At 41.5% G+C, this 15,671-nt stretch carries 14 protein-coding genes; 12 read left to right on the top strand and 2 right to left on the bottom strand.

Annotated elements, in window-relative coordinates:
• The first annotated feature begins 16 nt into the window (after positions 1–16).
• Both BLR86_RS14045 and BLR86_RS14050 read left to right on the top strand, forming a co-directional pair.
• On the top strand, positions 17–940 hold the full coding sequence (locus tag BLR86_RS14045; RefSeq protein ID WP_090762466.1) for an ABC transporter ATP-binding protein: 924 nt from the start codon (positions 17–19) through the stop codon (positions 938–940).
• Positions 930–1,535: an ABC transporter ATP-binding protein gene (locus tag BLR86_RS14050; protein WP_090762468.1), complete on the top strand. Its 606-nt coding sequence runs from the start codon at positions 930–932 to the stop codon at positions 1,533–1,535. Before BLR86_RS14045 ends, BLR86_RS14050 begins: the two co-directional genes overlap by 11 nt.
• A gap of 162 nt (positions 1,536–1,697) precedes the next feature.
• Here BLR86_RS14050 and gdhA read toward each other — a convergent pair whose 3' ends face one another.
• The gene (gdhA, locus tag BLR86_RS14055; protein WP_090762470.1) at positions 1,698–3,080 is read right to left on the bottom strand and encodes an NADP-specific glutamate dehydrogenase; all 1,383 of its coding nucleotides are present in this window, start codon (positions 3,078–3,080) and stop codon (positions 1,698–1,700) included.
• 129 nt (positions 3,081–3,209) lie between these two features.
• On the opposite strand from gdhA, the gene BLR86_RS14060 reads away from it, so the two are divergent.
• Complete coding sequence (locus tag BLR86_RS14060) at positions 3,210–4,115, top strand: glutamate biosynthesis transcriptional regulator GltC (RefSeq protein ID WP_090762472.1); 906 nt, start codon at positions 3,210–3,212, stop codon at positions 4,113–4,115.
• 50 nt (positions 4,116–4,165) lie between these two features.
• On the opposite strand, the gene pepT is transcribed toward BLR86_RS14060, so the two are convergent.
• A complete protein-coding gene (gene pepT / locus BLR86_RS14065; RefSeq protein ID WP_090762474.1) occupies positions 4,166–5,392 on the bottom strand; it encodes a peptidase T in 1,227 nt (408 codons plus the stop codon).
• Positions 5,393–5,686: 294 nt separating this feature from the next.
• Here pepT and BLR86_RS14070 point away from each other — a divergent pair, with 294 nt between their 5' ends.
• From BLR86_RS14070 to BLR86_RS14110, 9 genes are all read left to right on the top strand, one after another.
• Positions 5,687–6,310, top strand: coding sequence for a TetR/AcrR family transcriptional regulator (locus tag BLR86_RS14070; protein ID WP_090762477.1), 624 nt, complete (start codon positions 5,687–5,689; stop codon positions 6,308–6,310).
• Positions 6,311–6,322: 12 nt separating this feature from the next.
• Positions 6,323–7,207 (top strand): ABC transporter ATP-binding protein, encoded by an 885-nt coding sequence (locus BLR86_RS14075; protein ID WP_090762479.1) that lies wholly within the window; start codon positions 6,323–6,325, stop codon positions 7,205–7,207.
• Positions 7,208–7,211: 4 nt separating this feature from the next.
• Positions 7,212–8,003 (top strand): ABC transporter permease subunit, encoded by a 792-nt coding sequence (locus BLR86_RS14080; protein WP_090762481.1) that lies wholly within the window; start codon positions 7,212–7,214, stop codon positions 8,001–8,003.
• A gap of 27 nt (positions 8,004–8,030) precedes the next feature.
• Positions 8,031–8,828, top strand: a complete 798-nt coding sequence (locus tag BLR86_RS14085) for an ABC transporter permease subunit (protein WP_090762483.1) — start codon at positions 8,031–8,033, stop codon at positions 8,826–8,828.
• A gap of 62 nt (positions 8,829–8,890) precedes the next feature.
• On the top strand, positions 8,891–9,241 hold the full coding sequence (locus BLR86_RS14090; protein WP_090762485.1) for an ASCH domain-containing protein: 351 nt from the start codon (positions 8,891–8,893) through the stop codon (positions 9,239–9,241).
• Positions 9,242–9,338: 97 nt separating this feature from the next.
• Positions 9,339–11,069 (top strand): ABC transporter ATP-binding protein, encoded by a 1,731-nt coding sequence (locus tag BLR86_RS14095; RefSeq protein ID WP_090762487.1) that lies wholly within the window; start codon positions 9,339–9,341, stop codon positions 11,067–11,069.
• A complete protein-coding gene (locus BLR86_RS14100) occupies positions 11,070–12,932 on the top strand; it encodes an ABC transporter ATP-binding protein (RefSeq protein WP_090762489.1) in 1,863 nt (620 codons plus the stop codon).
• Between the two features lie 49 nt (positions 12,933–12,981).
• A complete protein-coding gene (locus BLR86_RS14105) occupies positions 12,982–14,181 on the top strand; it encodes an MFS transporter (protein WP_090762491.1) in 1,200 nt (399 codons plus the stop codon).
• Between the two features lie 286 nt (positions 14,182–14,467).
• Entirely contained in the window at positions 14,468–15,640 is a 1,173-nt protein-coding gene (locus BLR86_RS14110; protein WP_090762493.1) for an ABC transporter substrate-binding protein, read from the top strand.
• Positions 15,641–15,671: the final 31 nt, after the last annotated feature.

The following is a 15,671-nucleotide window of genomic DNA, read 5'->3' on the forward strand; positions in this document are numbered from 1 at the left end:
GAGGTTGGAGAGGATTATGGCTATCCTAGAAGTTCGTGATTTGTCTATATCCTTTACACACTATTCAAAGGGATTACGGCAGGAAAATAATCAAGTGATTCATAACCTAAATGTGTCAATGAATAAAGGCGAAATTGTAGCGGTTGTCGGCTCAAGTGGTTCAGGAAAAAGCTTGTTGGCACACGCTATTCTTGGAATATTACCAGGGAATGCGATGGTAGGAGGCAGCATTTTATATGATGGTCAGGTGCTGACGGAACAAAGTTTGGCAAACTTGCGCGGCAATGAGATCGTGCTCGTCCCGCAATCTGTAAAGTTTTTAGACCCATTAATGAAAATAGGTTCACAGGTGCAAACTTCCGTTAGAAAACAAAATGCTGTAACAGCACAAAAGAAAATTTTTGAAAAATATAAATTACATCCACTTGTTGAAAAATTATATCCCTTTCAATTATCTGGCGGAATGGCGAGACGTGTGCTGGTTTCGATGGCTGTGGTAAGTGAAGCAAAGGTGATCATTGCCGATGAACCAACACCAGGGCTTGATTCTGAAGTTATGAAGGAAGCGGAATCCTCATTTAGGGAGTTAGCCAATAATGGCAGTGCGGTTATGGTCATCACCCACGATATTGATTTTGCCTTAAAAATTGCCGATAAAATTGCTGTGTTTTATGCGGGGACAGTCGTTGAGCTTGCGCCTGTTCGTGATTTTTTCGGGACGGGTGAGAGCTTGCGCCACCCCTATACAAAAGCATTATGGAGGGCCCTTCCCCAGAATGAATTCATTCCGATTAAAGGATCACAGCCGCCAGTGAATGAATTACCTCCCGGTTGCCCCTTTGCTCCAAGGTGTAAGCATGCTACGGCAGAATGTTCGAAAGAATTGCCAGCAGAAAAGATGATTCGCGGCGGAATGGTTAGGTGTTTCTATGCAACTTAAGGCGGTAAATGTCGGTTTTGGCTATCAAAAGAATCGATGGACCTTTCGTCATCTTCATTTGACTGTAGGGAAGGGTGAAATTGTTGGTTTGGTCGGACCTAGTGGCTCCGGTAAGACTACACTGGGACGAATTCTCGCAGGGTATGAAAAGCCGTTGGAAGGAATGGTAACGCTGAATGAATCCCCGTTACCAAGGACTGGTTATCATCCGGTGCAGCTTGTTTTTCAGCATCCGGAAAAAGCAGTAAACCCGAGATGGAGAATGGAGAAAATCCTTCATGAAGGCTGGAAACCTGACGATGAATTACTTAGTAGGTTAGGGATTGAACAAAAATGGCTGCACCGCTGGCCCAATGAATTATCAGGTGGGGAATTGCAGCGCTTCTGTGTCGCGAGAGCACTAGGACCAATGACAGAATTTCTTATAGCAGATGAGATGACGACCATGTTAGATTCGATAACACAAGCACAAATATGGCAGGTGGTTCTCGATATCGCTAAAAAGCGGAATATGGGAATCCTAGTAATCAGCCATGAGGCACCACTTCTTAATCGACTGTGCAGTAGAATTATTGATATTTCACACGCAACTTAAATACAAATGGGTGTTTTAGGAGAAATATCAGATAAAGCCCTGCACCGTGCTGAATGCGAGTGGAGATAATGTTGCCGGGATGAGATGGTAGAAGGTAAGAATTGACTTACCAAAAGTGTATAAATTTAAAGGGGTACTCCTATTCGGAGCACCCCTACTTTTTTAAATTACACCCTGTGCAATCATGGCATCTGCTACTCTTAAGAAACCAGCAATATTAGCACCGACAACAAGGTTGCCAGGATAGCCATATTCATCAGCTGCTTTCATGCTGTTACGATAGATGTTAATCATGATTTGGTGAAGTTTAGCATCAACTTCTTCAAATGTCCATGCCAGTCTCTGACTATTTTGAGCCATTTCTAGGGCAGAAACTGCTACACCGCCGGCATTTGCAGCCTTACCAGGTGCAAACAGAATATCACTTTCCAAAAATACTTCAATTGCTTCAAGAGTGGATGGCATGTTGGCCCCTTCACCGAGTGCCTTTACTCCGTTAGAAACGAGGACTTTTGCAGCTGGTTCATCAATTTCATTTTGAGTGGCACAAGGTAAAGCAATATCACAAGGAATCGACCAGATACCACTGCAGCCTTCGAAGTACTCTGCTTCTGGATGCTCAAGTACATATTCACTGATTCTTTTTCTTTCTACTTCTTTAATCCGTTTGACGGTATCAAGCTTAATGCCATTTGGATCATATACATATCCATTTGAATCGCTGCAGGCGATAACCTTTGCTCCAAATTGGATCGCTTTTTCAATCGCATAGATCGAAACATTACCTGAACCAGAGACTACGACCGTGCTTCCTTCAAAGCCTAGTCCTTGATCTGCTAACATTTCCTGAACAAAGTAAACCGTTCCATAGCCAGTTGCTTCTGTACGTGCCAAGCTGCCGCCATAGCCAAGCCCTTTACCCGTCAACACTCCAGCTTCATAAGCACCGCGGATTCTTTTGTACTGACCAAACATGTACCCTATTTCTCTGGCACCTACACCGATATCTCCAGCAGGTACATCGACATCAGGGCCGATATGACGGTAAAGTTCAGTCATGAAGCTTTGGGCAAAGCGCATGATTTCTGCATCAGATTTACCTTTAGGATCGAAGTCAGCGCCGCCCTTACCGCCGCCGATAGGCTGACCAGTTAATGAGTTTTTAAACGTCTGCTCAAAGCCTAGGAATTTAATAATGCTGGCATTAACGGTTGGGTGAAAGCGTAAACCGCCTTTATATGGACCAATTGCACTGTTATACTGTACACGGAAACCGCGGTTTACTTGCGCCTTTCCATTATCATCTATCCACGGAACTCGGAAGGAAATGACTCTTTCAGGTTCAACAATTCTTTCTAGGATACTTTGTTCAATGTATTTAGGATGTTTTTCAAAAACAGGAATAAGTGAGTCGAAAATTTCCTTAACGGCTTGTTGAAACTCTGATTCATAAGGATTGCGGCAAATTACTGTATTGAACACTTCATTCACATATTGAAGTGCTACACTTTGATTGTCTTTCTTTAACTGCTCGATCGTTTTCATAGCAACCCCTCCATAATTTTTTAAATATTAGAATATCGATAGAAAATATTTTATAATTAAATAACAATCTAAACAATATTAAAAATAGATAACATTCATCTCAATATGAGATGAATGGAGGTGAGTAGTTTGGAATTCAGGCAAATTCAATATTTTATGGAAGTAGCGAAGCGTGAGCATGTGACGGAAGCAGCTTTAGAATTGCATGTAGCGCAATCAGCTGTGAGTCGGCAAATTTTCAATTTGGAAAAAGAGCTTGGTGTTGACTTATTCATTCGCGAAGGGCGAAATGTCAAACTGACACGGATTGGACAGATGTTTTTAGAACATATGGAACAAGCGATGAAGGTGATTGATGAGGCACAACGGGAAATTAAGGAATACTTAGACCCCATGAAAGGAACGATACGAATAGGATTTCCGACCAGCCTAGCTTCTTATACACTTCCAACCACCATTTCTGCTTTTCGCGAACACTACCCTCTAGCGAAGTTTCAATTGAAGCAAGGCTCATATAAGGAGCTAATTGAAGGCGTAATGCATGGTGAATTTGATATGGCATTAATTGGTCCTGTTCCAAAACAGGAGAAGAACCTAATTGGCACGACCCTTTTTACGGAAAAAATTGTTGCCTTATTGCATTTAAGCCACCCATTATCCGACCGGACTTCAATAAAGTTAAGCCAATTACGGGAGGAATCCTTTGTTATGTTTCCAAAGGGATTTGTCTTACGGGAAATCATTGTGAATGCTTGTGAGCAGCTAGGATTTCAGCCGAAAGTGTCCTTCGAGGGGGAAGATATTGATTCGATAAAAGGATTGGTTTCAGCAGGACTTGGAATCACGTTAATCCCTGAGATTACCTTGGTCGAGGGATTTCCCCGTTCCACCGTTAAAGTGCCCATTATTGAGCCTGAAGTCACCCGTACGGTCGGAGTCATTATTCCGAAGGAACGCAAGATGCTCCCTACGGTTAAACTTTTTTATGAATTTTTAAAGGATTTCTTCTCTATGCTTGACCAATATCAGAGGTGAGTTTTATATGAAGTAGAAGAAGCCCAACTTTGGTGGGCTTCTTTTAGTGATTATGCCTTTTGTTCAAAGAGTTTAGTAATTTCAATGACGGTATTTGTTGCTTTGATCATATTATTGACGGATATAAACTCATACTTGCCGTGGAAGTTCTCCCCGCCTGTAAAAATATTTGGCGTTGGCAGTCCCATATAGGAAAGCTGGGAACCGTCCGTACCGCCGCGGATTGGCTTGATCAACGGTTTAATGTCAAGGTTCTCCATCGCCTGCTGTGCAATATCAACAATTTCCATGACAGGTTTAATTTTTTCACCCATATTGTAATATTGGTCTTTCAGTTCAAGAAGGATCGTACCACTGCCGTGTTTCTCGTTTAATAGGCTGACGGTATCTTCCATCCTTTTCTTTCTGCTTTGGAAAGTCACTTTATCGTGGTCACGGATAATATAGTACATCTTTGTTTGCTCGACATCGCCGTTGAAGGAAATCAGATGATAGAACCCTTCATATCCTTCAGTATGTTCTGGCGCTTCTAAAGCTGGCAGCTGGCTATGTAATTCCATGGCAATCTTCATAGAGTTCACCATTTTGTCTTTGGCGGAACCCGGATGAATATTGGTTCCGTTAATGGTAATTTTCGCAGCGGCAGCGTTAAAGCTTTCATATTCTAGCTCCCCAAGCGGACCGCCATCAACAGTGTATGCATATTTGGCATTGAAGGCTTTTACGTCAAATTTATGCGGGCCTCTGCCGATCTCCTCATCCGGCGTGAACGCAACGCGGACCTTACCATGTTTGATTTCTGGATGTTGAATAAGGTAAGCCATTGCGGTCATAATCTCGGCAATTCCTGCTTTATTGTCGGCACCTAGCAGTGTTGTGCCGTCCGTAGTGATAAGTGTGTGTCCTTTATAGCTTGGCAGGGCTGGGAAATCCTTTGTTGTCATGATGACATTTGGGTTTAGGATGATGTCGTTGCCATCATAATTTTCAATGACTTGCGGATTTACATTTGTGCCGGTAAAATCCGTTGCCGTATCGACGTGCGCAAGGAATCCGATAGTTGGTACCTGTTTATCGGTATTAGACGGTAAGGTGGCCATCACATACCCATTTTCATCGATTGTGACCTCGTGCATTCCAATCGACTTTAACTCCTCCACGAGCATGTTGGCTAATGTGATTTGTCCAGGTGTAGAAGGACAGCTTTCATTGCCCTCATTTGACTGCGTATCCACCTTCACATAGCTAGTAAATCTTCCAATCAACTCATTCTTCACGTGTGCAGCACTCCCCTTTCACATTTTACTAGTTAATAATAGCATGTAAGGGGCGGCGGGTGGAAATTGGATGTGGTGGTGGTGGTGGAATACTGGCGTATGGGTGGAATTAGTTGCGTATGGCGTGATTTACTCTCGTATGGCGTGTATCCTAGCACAACCATCCTCCCTTCGTACATGGATTTCATAATTTTGTAAAAAATATAACTTATCCCCCATTGACCGATGTGGTCAATGGGAGTACACTGTGATTGACTACACTGGTCAACGAAATAAGAAAAGGAGGTTGCCGCATTGTTTTCAAAGTTTTTAAATTTAGATTCAGAAAAGCAGGACCGCATTATAAATGCAGCCATAAAGGAATTTGCTCAAAAGGGATATGATAGTGCTTCGACTAACGAAATTGTAAAAGAGGCTGGTATTTCAAAGGGGATTTTATTTCATTATTTTAAAAACAAAAAGCAGTTATTTTTCTTTCTATTTGATTATTGCTACAACGTAGTTGCAGACGAATTTTATAAAAAGGTCGATTTAACGGAAAAGGATTTTTTTAAAAGAATTCGCCAAGCCGTGCAGATAAAAACGGAGCTGCAAACGCAATACCCGGAAATCTTAACCTTTATCCAAGAGGCTATGATGCAGGATTCACCGGAAATTAAAGCTGAGTTCGATAAAAAGAAACAAGAACTCACCGCGGTTAATATCAATATCATCTATGAGGGCATAGATTTATCTAAATTTAGAGACGACGTTGATGTTCAGAAAATCTTGAAGATTATTGCCTGGACCTTTGAAAAAATGAGTGATGAAGAGCTGCTTAAAGCAAAAATGTTACCGGATCACAAGATAGATTACGACAAGATCTATATTGAAGCAGAGGAGTATTTTGAGATTTTCATTAAAGGCTTTTATAAATAGGAGGCTGTGACGATGAATGTGATTGAGATAAAAAATCTAACAAAGACTTACGGCACATCAAGAGGGATCAGCAATATCAGCTTTACTGTCGAGGAAGGTGAGATTTTTGGGTTTATCGGTCCCAATGGCGCTGGGAAATCGACGACCATTCGGACCCTCCTTTCACTCATTTACCCTACCAGCGGCAGTGCGACGATTTTTGGTAAGGACACCGTTCAATTTGCCCCGGAAATTAAAAAGGAAATTGGCTATCTGCCATCAGAAGTATTTTATTACGACAATATGAAAGTGAAGGATCTATTAAACTATTCAGCTAGTTTTTATAAAAAGGATTGCCGGAAGCGAATAAAAGAGTTGGCGGACATCATGGATCTCGATCTCACCAAGAAAATTGATGATCTTTCACTGGGAAATAAAAAGAAGGTCGGGATTGTTCAAGGACTGCTCCACTCCCCGAAGCTCATTATTCTCGATGAACCGACCAGTGGCTTAGACCCGTTGATGCAGCAAAAATTCTTTGAATTGCTCGAAGAGGAGAACAAGAAAGGTGCAACCATTCTATTTTCCTCTCATATTTTAACCGAGGTCCAGCGACTATGTAACCGGGTGGCGATTATTAAAGAGGGGGAAATTGTTACTGTTGAAAAGATAAGTACCTTAAAAGAAAACACCTATAAAAAGTTCAAAGTGGAAACAAAAGCCAAGCTTGACCGAAATTACTTCGACCTTGAAGGGGTAAATAAATTAGAGGTGAAGGATAACCATACAAGCTTCCTATTTAAAGGAAATATTAATGATGTCATGAAGAAGATCGCTAACATTGAAATTACCAATCTAGGGATTGAAGAGCCGGACCTTGAGGAGATTTTCTTGCATTACTACGAGAAGGAGAGATAAATCCATGAATATATTGTTGCATGAATTAAGGGCATATCGGAAGTCAACCCTCATTTGGACGATATCGCTGGTTGGCATTGCAGCGCTATTTATGTCATTTTTTCCTTCTTTTACAAAGGATACCGAGGAATTTACCAAGTTACTAGAAGGGTATCCGCCGGCACTTCGAGAAGCATTCGGAATCAATCTAGATAATTTTTTTTCCATTCTTGGATTCTATTGTTATGGACTATCATTTGTTACGCTTTGCGGTGCGATTCAGGCGATGAATCTGGGGACGAGTATTGTCAGTAAAGAAGTCAGAGAAAAAACGGCGGACTTCTTACTAACCAGGCCTGTTACCCGTAGCAATGTCCTAACAAATAAGTTGTTGGCGGCACTGATATCAATCATCCTAACAAATATTGTTTATATAGTGGCCGCTACCCTACTTGCCTTCCAGGTAGCGACTGAAGATTTTAGTGTTAAGATTTTTATCCTGCTTTCTTTGACTGTTTTTCTAGTGCAGCTAATTTTTCTAGCTATGGGAATTATTATTTCAGTCATTGTTCCAAAGATTAAATCAGTGCTGACCGTATCGCTGGCAACCGTTTTTGCCTTTTACTTTTTAGGCATGTTCAGCTCCAATGATGAAGCGAAACGCTATCTTTCTCCATTTAAATATTTTGATACGGCCTATATCATGGAACATTCTAGTTACGAAGTTTCCTTTTTGATAACTGGAGCAATCATCATTATTTTGGCGATAATTGCAAGTTATTACATTTATGGAAAAAAAGACATTCACTCGGTATAACGCTGCCAAAGGAGGAATGATGGTAGGATGAATATTTTTTTAAAAGAAATGAAGTCGCATCGGAAATCCCTGATCTTTTGGAGTATTGGTGTTTTTCTAATGGTTGCGTCGGGAATGGTGAAATATGAGAGTTTAGCTTCTTCTGGCCAGTCCATGAATGAAATGCTGGCGGGAATGCCCAAATCATTGCTTGCAGTCTTAGGGATCGGCGAATTCGATATTTCAACAGCAAGCGGTTATTACGGATTGCTATTTATCTATTTGTTACTAATGGCCACCATTCATGCGGCCATGCTCGGGGCGACGATCATTGCCAAAGAAGAACGGGATAAGACCTCAGAGTTTTTATTTGTGAAGCCTGTTTCAAGAAATCGTATCCTTACGGCGAAATTACTGGCAGCGTTCGTCAATATCTTAATCATAAATCTTGTTACCTTTGCTTCCTCTATACTATTAGTCGGTAAATACAGCGAAGGTGGAGTGGTTACCGGTGATATTGCCCTCACCATGGGTGGTATGTTTATTTTACAAATGCTGTTTTTGGTCATCGGCAGCTCCCTTGCGGCGGTGAAAAAGAAATCAAAAACAGCTGCTTCTCTAGCGACGGGCGTTCTTTTGCTTACGTATTTGATCTCAGTAGCGATTGATTTAAATGAAAATATTGAAGGCTTGAAATACCTTACTCCTTTCAAATACTTTGAGGCAAAAAATGTGATGTTTGGAGCCGGTTTTGAGTTAAGCTTTGTTATCCTGGCCACCGTATTGATTGCAGTTCTTACGGTAGTAACCTTTATCTATTTTAAAAAGCGTGATTTAAATGTGTAGGAAGTTTTAATAATATAGTGATAGTGGTAAAATGGTAAAAACCGAATTGGAATAAGGAGGAAATGATTATGCAAAATGAAAACACTATACTGCCGCCAAAAACGTGCTCGATTGAACGACTCATCACAATGGAATCAGATATTAAAAAGGTGCTGGCAGGTGAAAAGACAGCGACACGCAGGAATGGCAGGTATGCTGACCCAGGAGAAATCATGAATCTTGAAGGCAATCAATTTGTGGTAGAACGGGTTTATTCACAAAGTTTAGGTGAATTGACGGATGATGACGCACGCCGCGAGGGCTACCCTACGGTTGAAGAATATAAGCAAAGTATTCTTTCCTACCACCCTGGAATGCCGTGGCTTCCACAAATGCGTGTATGGGTTCATGAATTCAGTCCTTTAGAAGATTAATTAAAAGTACGAGTTCTTTTCAGAAGAACTCGTACTTTTTTTTGTTATAATATCCTTATCATAATTCTAAGGATTTCCAATTTGAGGTGAACAAGAGATGGGGTTTTTAACAAAATACATAAAGAAATATTGGAAGTCTTTTAGTTTAGCTGTTTTATTTTTAACGTTTGAAGCGATTAGTGATTTGATGATGCCGACGATTATGGCGAAAATTATAGATGTCGGTGTCGTGGGGAGAGACTTGGATTATGTGTTGAAAATGGGCGGAGTCATGCTGCTGATTACGCTTTTTGGTGCCGTCTCGGCATCGATTAGGAGCGTAATTGCCAGCATCGTTTCCCAAAGCTTTGGCACAGAGCTAAGATCTGATTTATATAAAAAGATTCAAACCCTGTCGTTTAAAAATATTGACCGGTTTGAACGTGCGTCGCTCATCACAAGGCTGACCAATGATGTGACGCAGATGCAGGTTTTTGCTAATGGATTAATGCGAATTTTCGTTAAGTCCCCGCTTTTAGCGATCGGGGGCTTAATCATGGCGACTCGGCTCAATCTTCATCTATCTGTTGTGCTCGCCGTTGTCGTCCCCATTGTAGCGTTATTTATTGTTATAAATTTACGGCTTGGGTTCCCTCTGTTTTCAAAGGTTCAAAAAGCGCTCGACCGACTTAACGGTGTCATGCGTGAGTATTTATCTGGGGTACGAGTGGTTAAAGCGTTTAACCGCTTTGATGTTGAGCTCACTAAATTTGATAAAACGAATGAAGAATTTAAAAGGCAATCGATTTCGGCAACAAGGCTGATGGCTGTGTTCAGCCCGGCAATTATGCTTACGGTCAACCTGGGAATCGTCTCAGTTCTTTGGATTGGTGGTTTAGGCGTTACCAATGGCAATGTTCAAGTCGGCCATATCATTGCTTTTATCAACTATATGACCCAAATTCTTTTTTCATTGATGATGATATCCATGGTCTTTACGATGTTTGTCCGTGCGAAAACGTCAGCTGTAAGGGTGGGGGAAGTATTTGCCCTCGAGGACGACCTCACCTGGGAAAGTGATGTGAGCTTATCCCCTGGTGACAAAGGCAGCATTGAATTTAACAATGTTTCCTTTTCCTATGAAGGGACAAGTGGTGAACCTGTATTGAAAAAGATCAATCTTACCTGTCTGCCGGGGGAAACTATCGGAATTATTGGCTCAACCGGCTCGGGGAAAAGTACACTGGTCAGCCTAATTCCCCGCTTTTATGATGTGAGTGCAGGTAGTATCAAAGTGGATGGTGAGGATATCCACCTTGTTGACCCTAAAAGGCTTAGAGAGAAAATTGCCTTTGTTCCCCAAAAAACGATTCTTTTTACTGGAAGCGTGGCGGAAAACATTAAATGGGGAAAAGAAGATGCTTCAATGGAGGAAATTGAGAGGGCAGCCCAGATAGCTGGGGCACATGACTTTATCGCTGCTTCACCAGAAGGATATCAAACTAGAATTGGTCAGGGCGGAGTCAACTTCTCAGGTGGTCAAAAGCAGCGGCTTTCGATTGCTAGAGCGTTAATTAAAAACCCGCGAATCCTAATTTTAGATGATAGTACAAGTGCAGTTGACGTCACTACGGAAGCGGGAATTAAAGCGGGATTGAAGAAATATGCCCAAGGGCTTACTTGTCTGATGATTGCACAGCGGATTACCTCGATTATCGATGCAGATAAAATAGTTGTCATGGATCACGGTGAAATCGTAGGAAGTGGAAAACATGAAGATTTACTAAGAGGCTGCAAGGTTTACCAGGAAATCTATCAATCACAGATTGGTAAGGAGGTGGAACTCTAAATGGCAGTGAAGGCGAACCAATCAAGCAACACACCACCTCCGCTATCGATCCCGGGAAGAGCTGGCATTGGAGGTGGTCACCGCCGGGGAGCTCCGATTGTAAAACCAAAGAATTTTAAAGAAACAATCCGAAGGTTATGGCATTATTTTGGCAATGAACGAAAAACGCTGAGTCTTGTATTTATCTTCATTTTTTTTAGCTCCGCCTTAGCACTGCTTTCACCTTTTTTAATCGGAAAAGCAGTTGATGCCATCAGCTTGGAAACACAAGTAGATTTTAATTTCCTTGAACTGATGGTCCTGATTTTGGTCGTTGCCTTTATCGTAGATGCCTTATTGACGTTCTTGCAGGGCTGGCTGATGGCTGGTGTCTCCCAGCGAATTGTCAAGCGATTGCGTGATGCCCTTTTTGAAAAACTACAAAAGCTGCCAATCGCCTTTTTTGACAAGCGGACACATGGAGAGTTAATGAGCAGGCTTTCAAGCGATATCGATAATGTCAGCAGCACGATCTCTCAATCGACGACACAGCTGATGTCAGGTGTCATTGTCATTAGCGGTTCCTTTATCATGATGCTGATCTTAAGTCCCGTCTTGACGGCGGCAAGCTTACTGACGGTTCCCCTTGTCTTTTTGTTAACCAAGACGATTGCAAAAAGAACGAGTGTTTTGTTTAAAGCGCAACAGATCCAACTTGGAAGGTTAAATGGACAAATGGAAGAAACCATCTCAGGTATTGAAGTGGTGAAAGCCTTTAATCATGAAGAAAAAGCAATATCCGAGTTTGAAGAAGTCAATCAGAAACTCCGTGAGGTCGGCCTTAAGGCGCAAATCTGGTCCGGTTTCCTCATGCCAATCATGAATGTAATTAATAATTTAGGGTTTGCGATTGTAGCGGTGACGGGTGGGTTTCTTGCTGTTAAGGGCATGATTACAGTGGGTGCGATTGCCAGCTTTATTACTTACTCACGACAGTTTGTCAGACCTCTTAACGACCTTGCGCAAATTTTTAATATGCTCCAGTCAGGTGTAGCTGGAGCAGAGCGGGTCTTTGAAATCCTTGATGAACAGGAAGAGCCAGACGATGGTAAGGATGCTGTTGTGTTAGCCAAGCCAAAAGGTCATGTTGTGTTTGAAAATGTTAGTTTCGGCTACCGTGGCGATGTCCCTATTTTAAAAAATATTAGCTTTGAGGCTGAAGTTGGCAGCAGTACCGCATTAGTAGGACCGACAGGGGCAGGGAAAACGACGATTGTGAATCTGTTGACAAGATTCTACGATGTGACTGAAGGCAGAATTTTAATAGATGGCCGTGATAGTAGAGAATATACAAGGGATAGCTTAAGAAGTTGTTTCGGCTTTGTTCTGCAGGATACCTATCTGTTTTCGGGATCGATTAAGGATAATATTAAGTATGGGAAGCCTTCTGCCAGCGATGAAGAAGTGATAATGGCTGCAAAAATGGCCAATGCAGACCCGTTTATTAGCCGTCTTCCCCATCAGTATGAAACAACTCTATCAGAAAATGGCGGCAACTTAAGCCAGGGGCAGCGTCAGTTGCTTGCGATTGCCAGGGTGATTCTCGCTAAGCCTTCTGTACTGATATTAGATGAGGCGACGAGCAGTATTGATACGCGTACCGAGCTGCATATTCAAGAGGCACTGCTTTCTTTAATGGAGGGGCGGACAAGTTTTATTATCGCCCATCGATTGAACACGATTCGTGATGCCGATACGATTATGGTAATCGACAATGGGGAAATTGTTGAAAAAGGAAATCATCGTGAGCTTATGGACCAGCAAGGAAAGTACTATCATATGTTTTTTAGTCAATTTAGTAATGTTGAAATGACAGTTGATTAATATAAGATTTTCTATTAGGGAATAATGAAAATAGTAAAGGAGGCAGGATATGAAAAAGGAAATTTCTAATCGGAAATTGCTTTGGGTTTCCGGTACAGGTTGGATGTTTGATGCAATGGATGTTGGCATGCTTTCCTTCATTATTGCTGCTTTAAGTGTGGAATGGAATTTAACTCCCCAGCAAATGGGTTGGATCGGAAGTATTCAATCAATCGGGATGGCTGTTGGGGCACTCATTTTTGGTTTAATGTCAGATAGAATTGGCCGGAAAAATGTTTTTATCATTACGTTATTATTGTTTTCAATCGGAAGCGGTATTTCCGCATTTGCCACCTCGATAACCATTTTTCTCGTGTTACGGTTTTTTATAGGAATGGGTCTTGGCGGCGAGCTGCCGGTTGCTTCGACACTTGTTTCTGAAAGTGTACCTGCTGAAAAACGAGGAAGAATTGTTGTTTTACTAGAAAGCTTTTGGGCGGCTGGCTGGCTGATAGCAGCAGTGATCTCTTATTTTATCATTCCGAGATTTGGCTGGTCGACTGCCTTGTTAATTAGTGCAACACCTGCCTTATATGCCTTATATTTACGGATGGGTTTACCGGATTCACCAAGATTTGAGGCTATAAAAGAAAAAGAAAAGATTTCTGCTTTTCAAAGTCTAGCGAATCTATGGACAAATGAGTACCGCCGCCGAACAACGATGCTATGGATTGTTTGGTTCTGTGTGGTTTTCTCCTACTATGGCATGTTTTTATGGCTTCCAAGTGTGATGGTGTTGAAGGGGTTTAGTCTAATCAAAAGTTTTGGTTATGTATTGATTATGACGCTTGCTCAATTGCCAGGTTATTTTACAGCAGCATGGTGTATTGAGAGATTTGGAAGGAAGTTTGTCTTATCTGTCTATTTAATTGGGACGGCGATTAGTGCTCTTCTTTTTGGAAACGCGGAATCCACAGCACTGTTAATCACATCGGGAATTCTTTTATCCTTCTTTAATCTGGGGGCATGGGGCGGATTATACGCCTATACACCAGAACAGTATCCGACCGTTATTCGTGGAACCGGTTCAGGTTCAGCAGCAGCATTTGGCCGTTTAGGCGGGGTACTTGGACCCTTATTGGTCGGTTATCTTGTGACACAAGGTACGCCCATTTCAACGATCTTTACCATCTTTTGTATCTCAATTTTTGTGGCTGCACTGGCCGTTATCTTTTTAGGAAAAGAAACAAAAAATAAAGTACTAGTATAATGTTTAAGAAAGAGAGGCTGCCAATCAGGGGCCTCTTTTGCATTTTTAAAAACAAAGTAACATTTTAGTCCTTTAGCGCAAGAGAGAATATTAAGCACTATGCAGAAAGTTTAAATTCATAATTTATTAATTTTTCCGAATTATATAAAAATAATACCTCTACCTACTAGACGAATAGAAATGAATTTTGGTACAATGTTTTCAGAATATTATATTTTCTTAAACATCTTGCGAAAAAACATCCTGGATAAAAGGGAAATTTATTCGAAAATAGGGGGTAGGGACAATGAGGGGAAAAAAGCTAGCAGGTGTTTTTATGTCGTTCATGGTGGCGGCAGGTGTTTTGGCAGGATGTGGTTCAGCAAGTACAAGCGGTGGAAAAGATGGAGAAACGATTAAGATCGGTGCCAACCTTGAACTTTCTGGCGGGGTAGCATCTTACGGTCAGTCAATTAAAGAAGGTATTGATTTAGCACTTGAAGAAATCAACAAGGAAGGCATTGATGGCAAGAAGCTGGAACTTGTTCCATTTGATAATAAATCTGATGCTCCGGAAGCTATTAACGGTGCCACAAAGCTGATTACCCAGGACAAGGTTGTTGCCATTATTGGAGCAGCAACAAGCGGCAATACAAAGGCCCAAATTGAAATTGCTCAGAGTAATAAAATTCCACTTTTAACACCAAGTGGAACAGCAGAAGATGTTACATTTAAAAATGGCAAATTGAATGATTTTGTTTTCCGTACTTGCTTTATCGACCCATTTCAAGGAACAGTAGCTGCGAACTATGCTACTAAAGAATTGAAGGCTAAATCAGCGGCTATAATTCTTGATAGCGCCAGCGACTACTCAAAAGGTTTAGCTGCTTCCTTTAAAGAAACGTTCAAGAAGGATGGTGGAAAAATTGTCAAGGAAGAGGCCTTTGTGGCGAAGGATACAGACTTCCGTGCACAATTAACAAATATTAAAGGAGCAAATCCTGACTTTGTCTATGTACCGGCCTATTATGAAGAGGTTGGTCTAATCATTAAGCAAGCACGTGAGTTAGGAATCGATGTAACAATGATGGGCGGCGAAGGCTGGGATTCTCCGAAGCTGGTTGAGCTTGGAGGCAAAGACGCTTTGAACAATACGCTTATTACAAACAGCTACTCTCCTGGTGATAAGGATCCAAAGGTACAAGAGTTTGTAAAAGCGTTTAAAGCAAAATACAAGGACAAAACTCCTGATGCGTTCAATGCATTAGGTTATGACTCTGCTTATTTCCTTGCTGATGCCATCAAGCGGGCCGGCAGCACTGATGGTGAGAAAATTCAAAAGGCGCTTGCTGAAACTGACGGTCTTGAGCTTGTAACAGGAAAGTTGAACCTTGATGAAAAGCATAACCCAATCAAATCTGCCGTTATTTTGGAATATGTAAACGGCGAGCAACAATTTAAAACGAAGGTTAATCCATAATTTAGCCAGACAAATGGATACTGATCAAAAT

Source organism: Bacillus sp. OK048 (assembly GCF_900103525.1).
Taxonomy (GTDB): Bacteria; Bacillota; Bacilli; order Bacillales; family Cytobacillaceae; genus Neobacillus.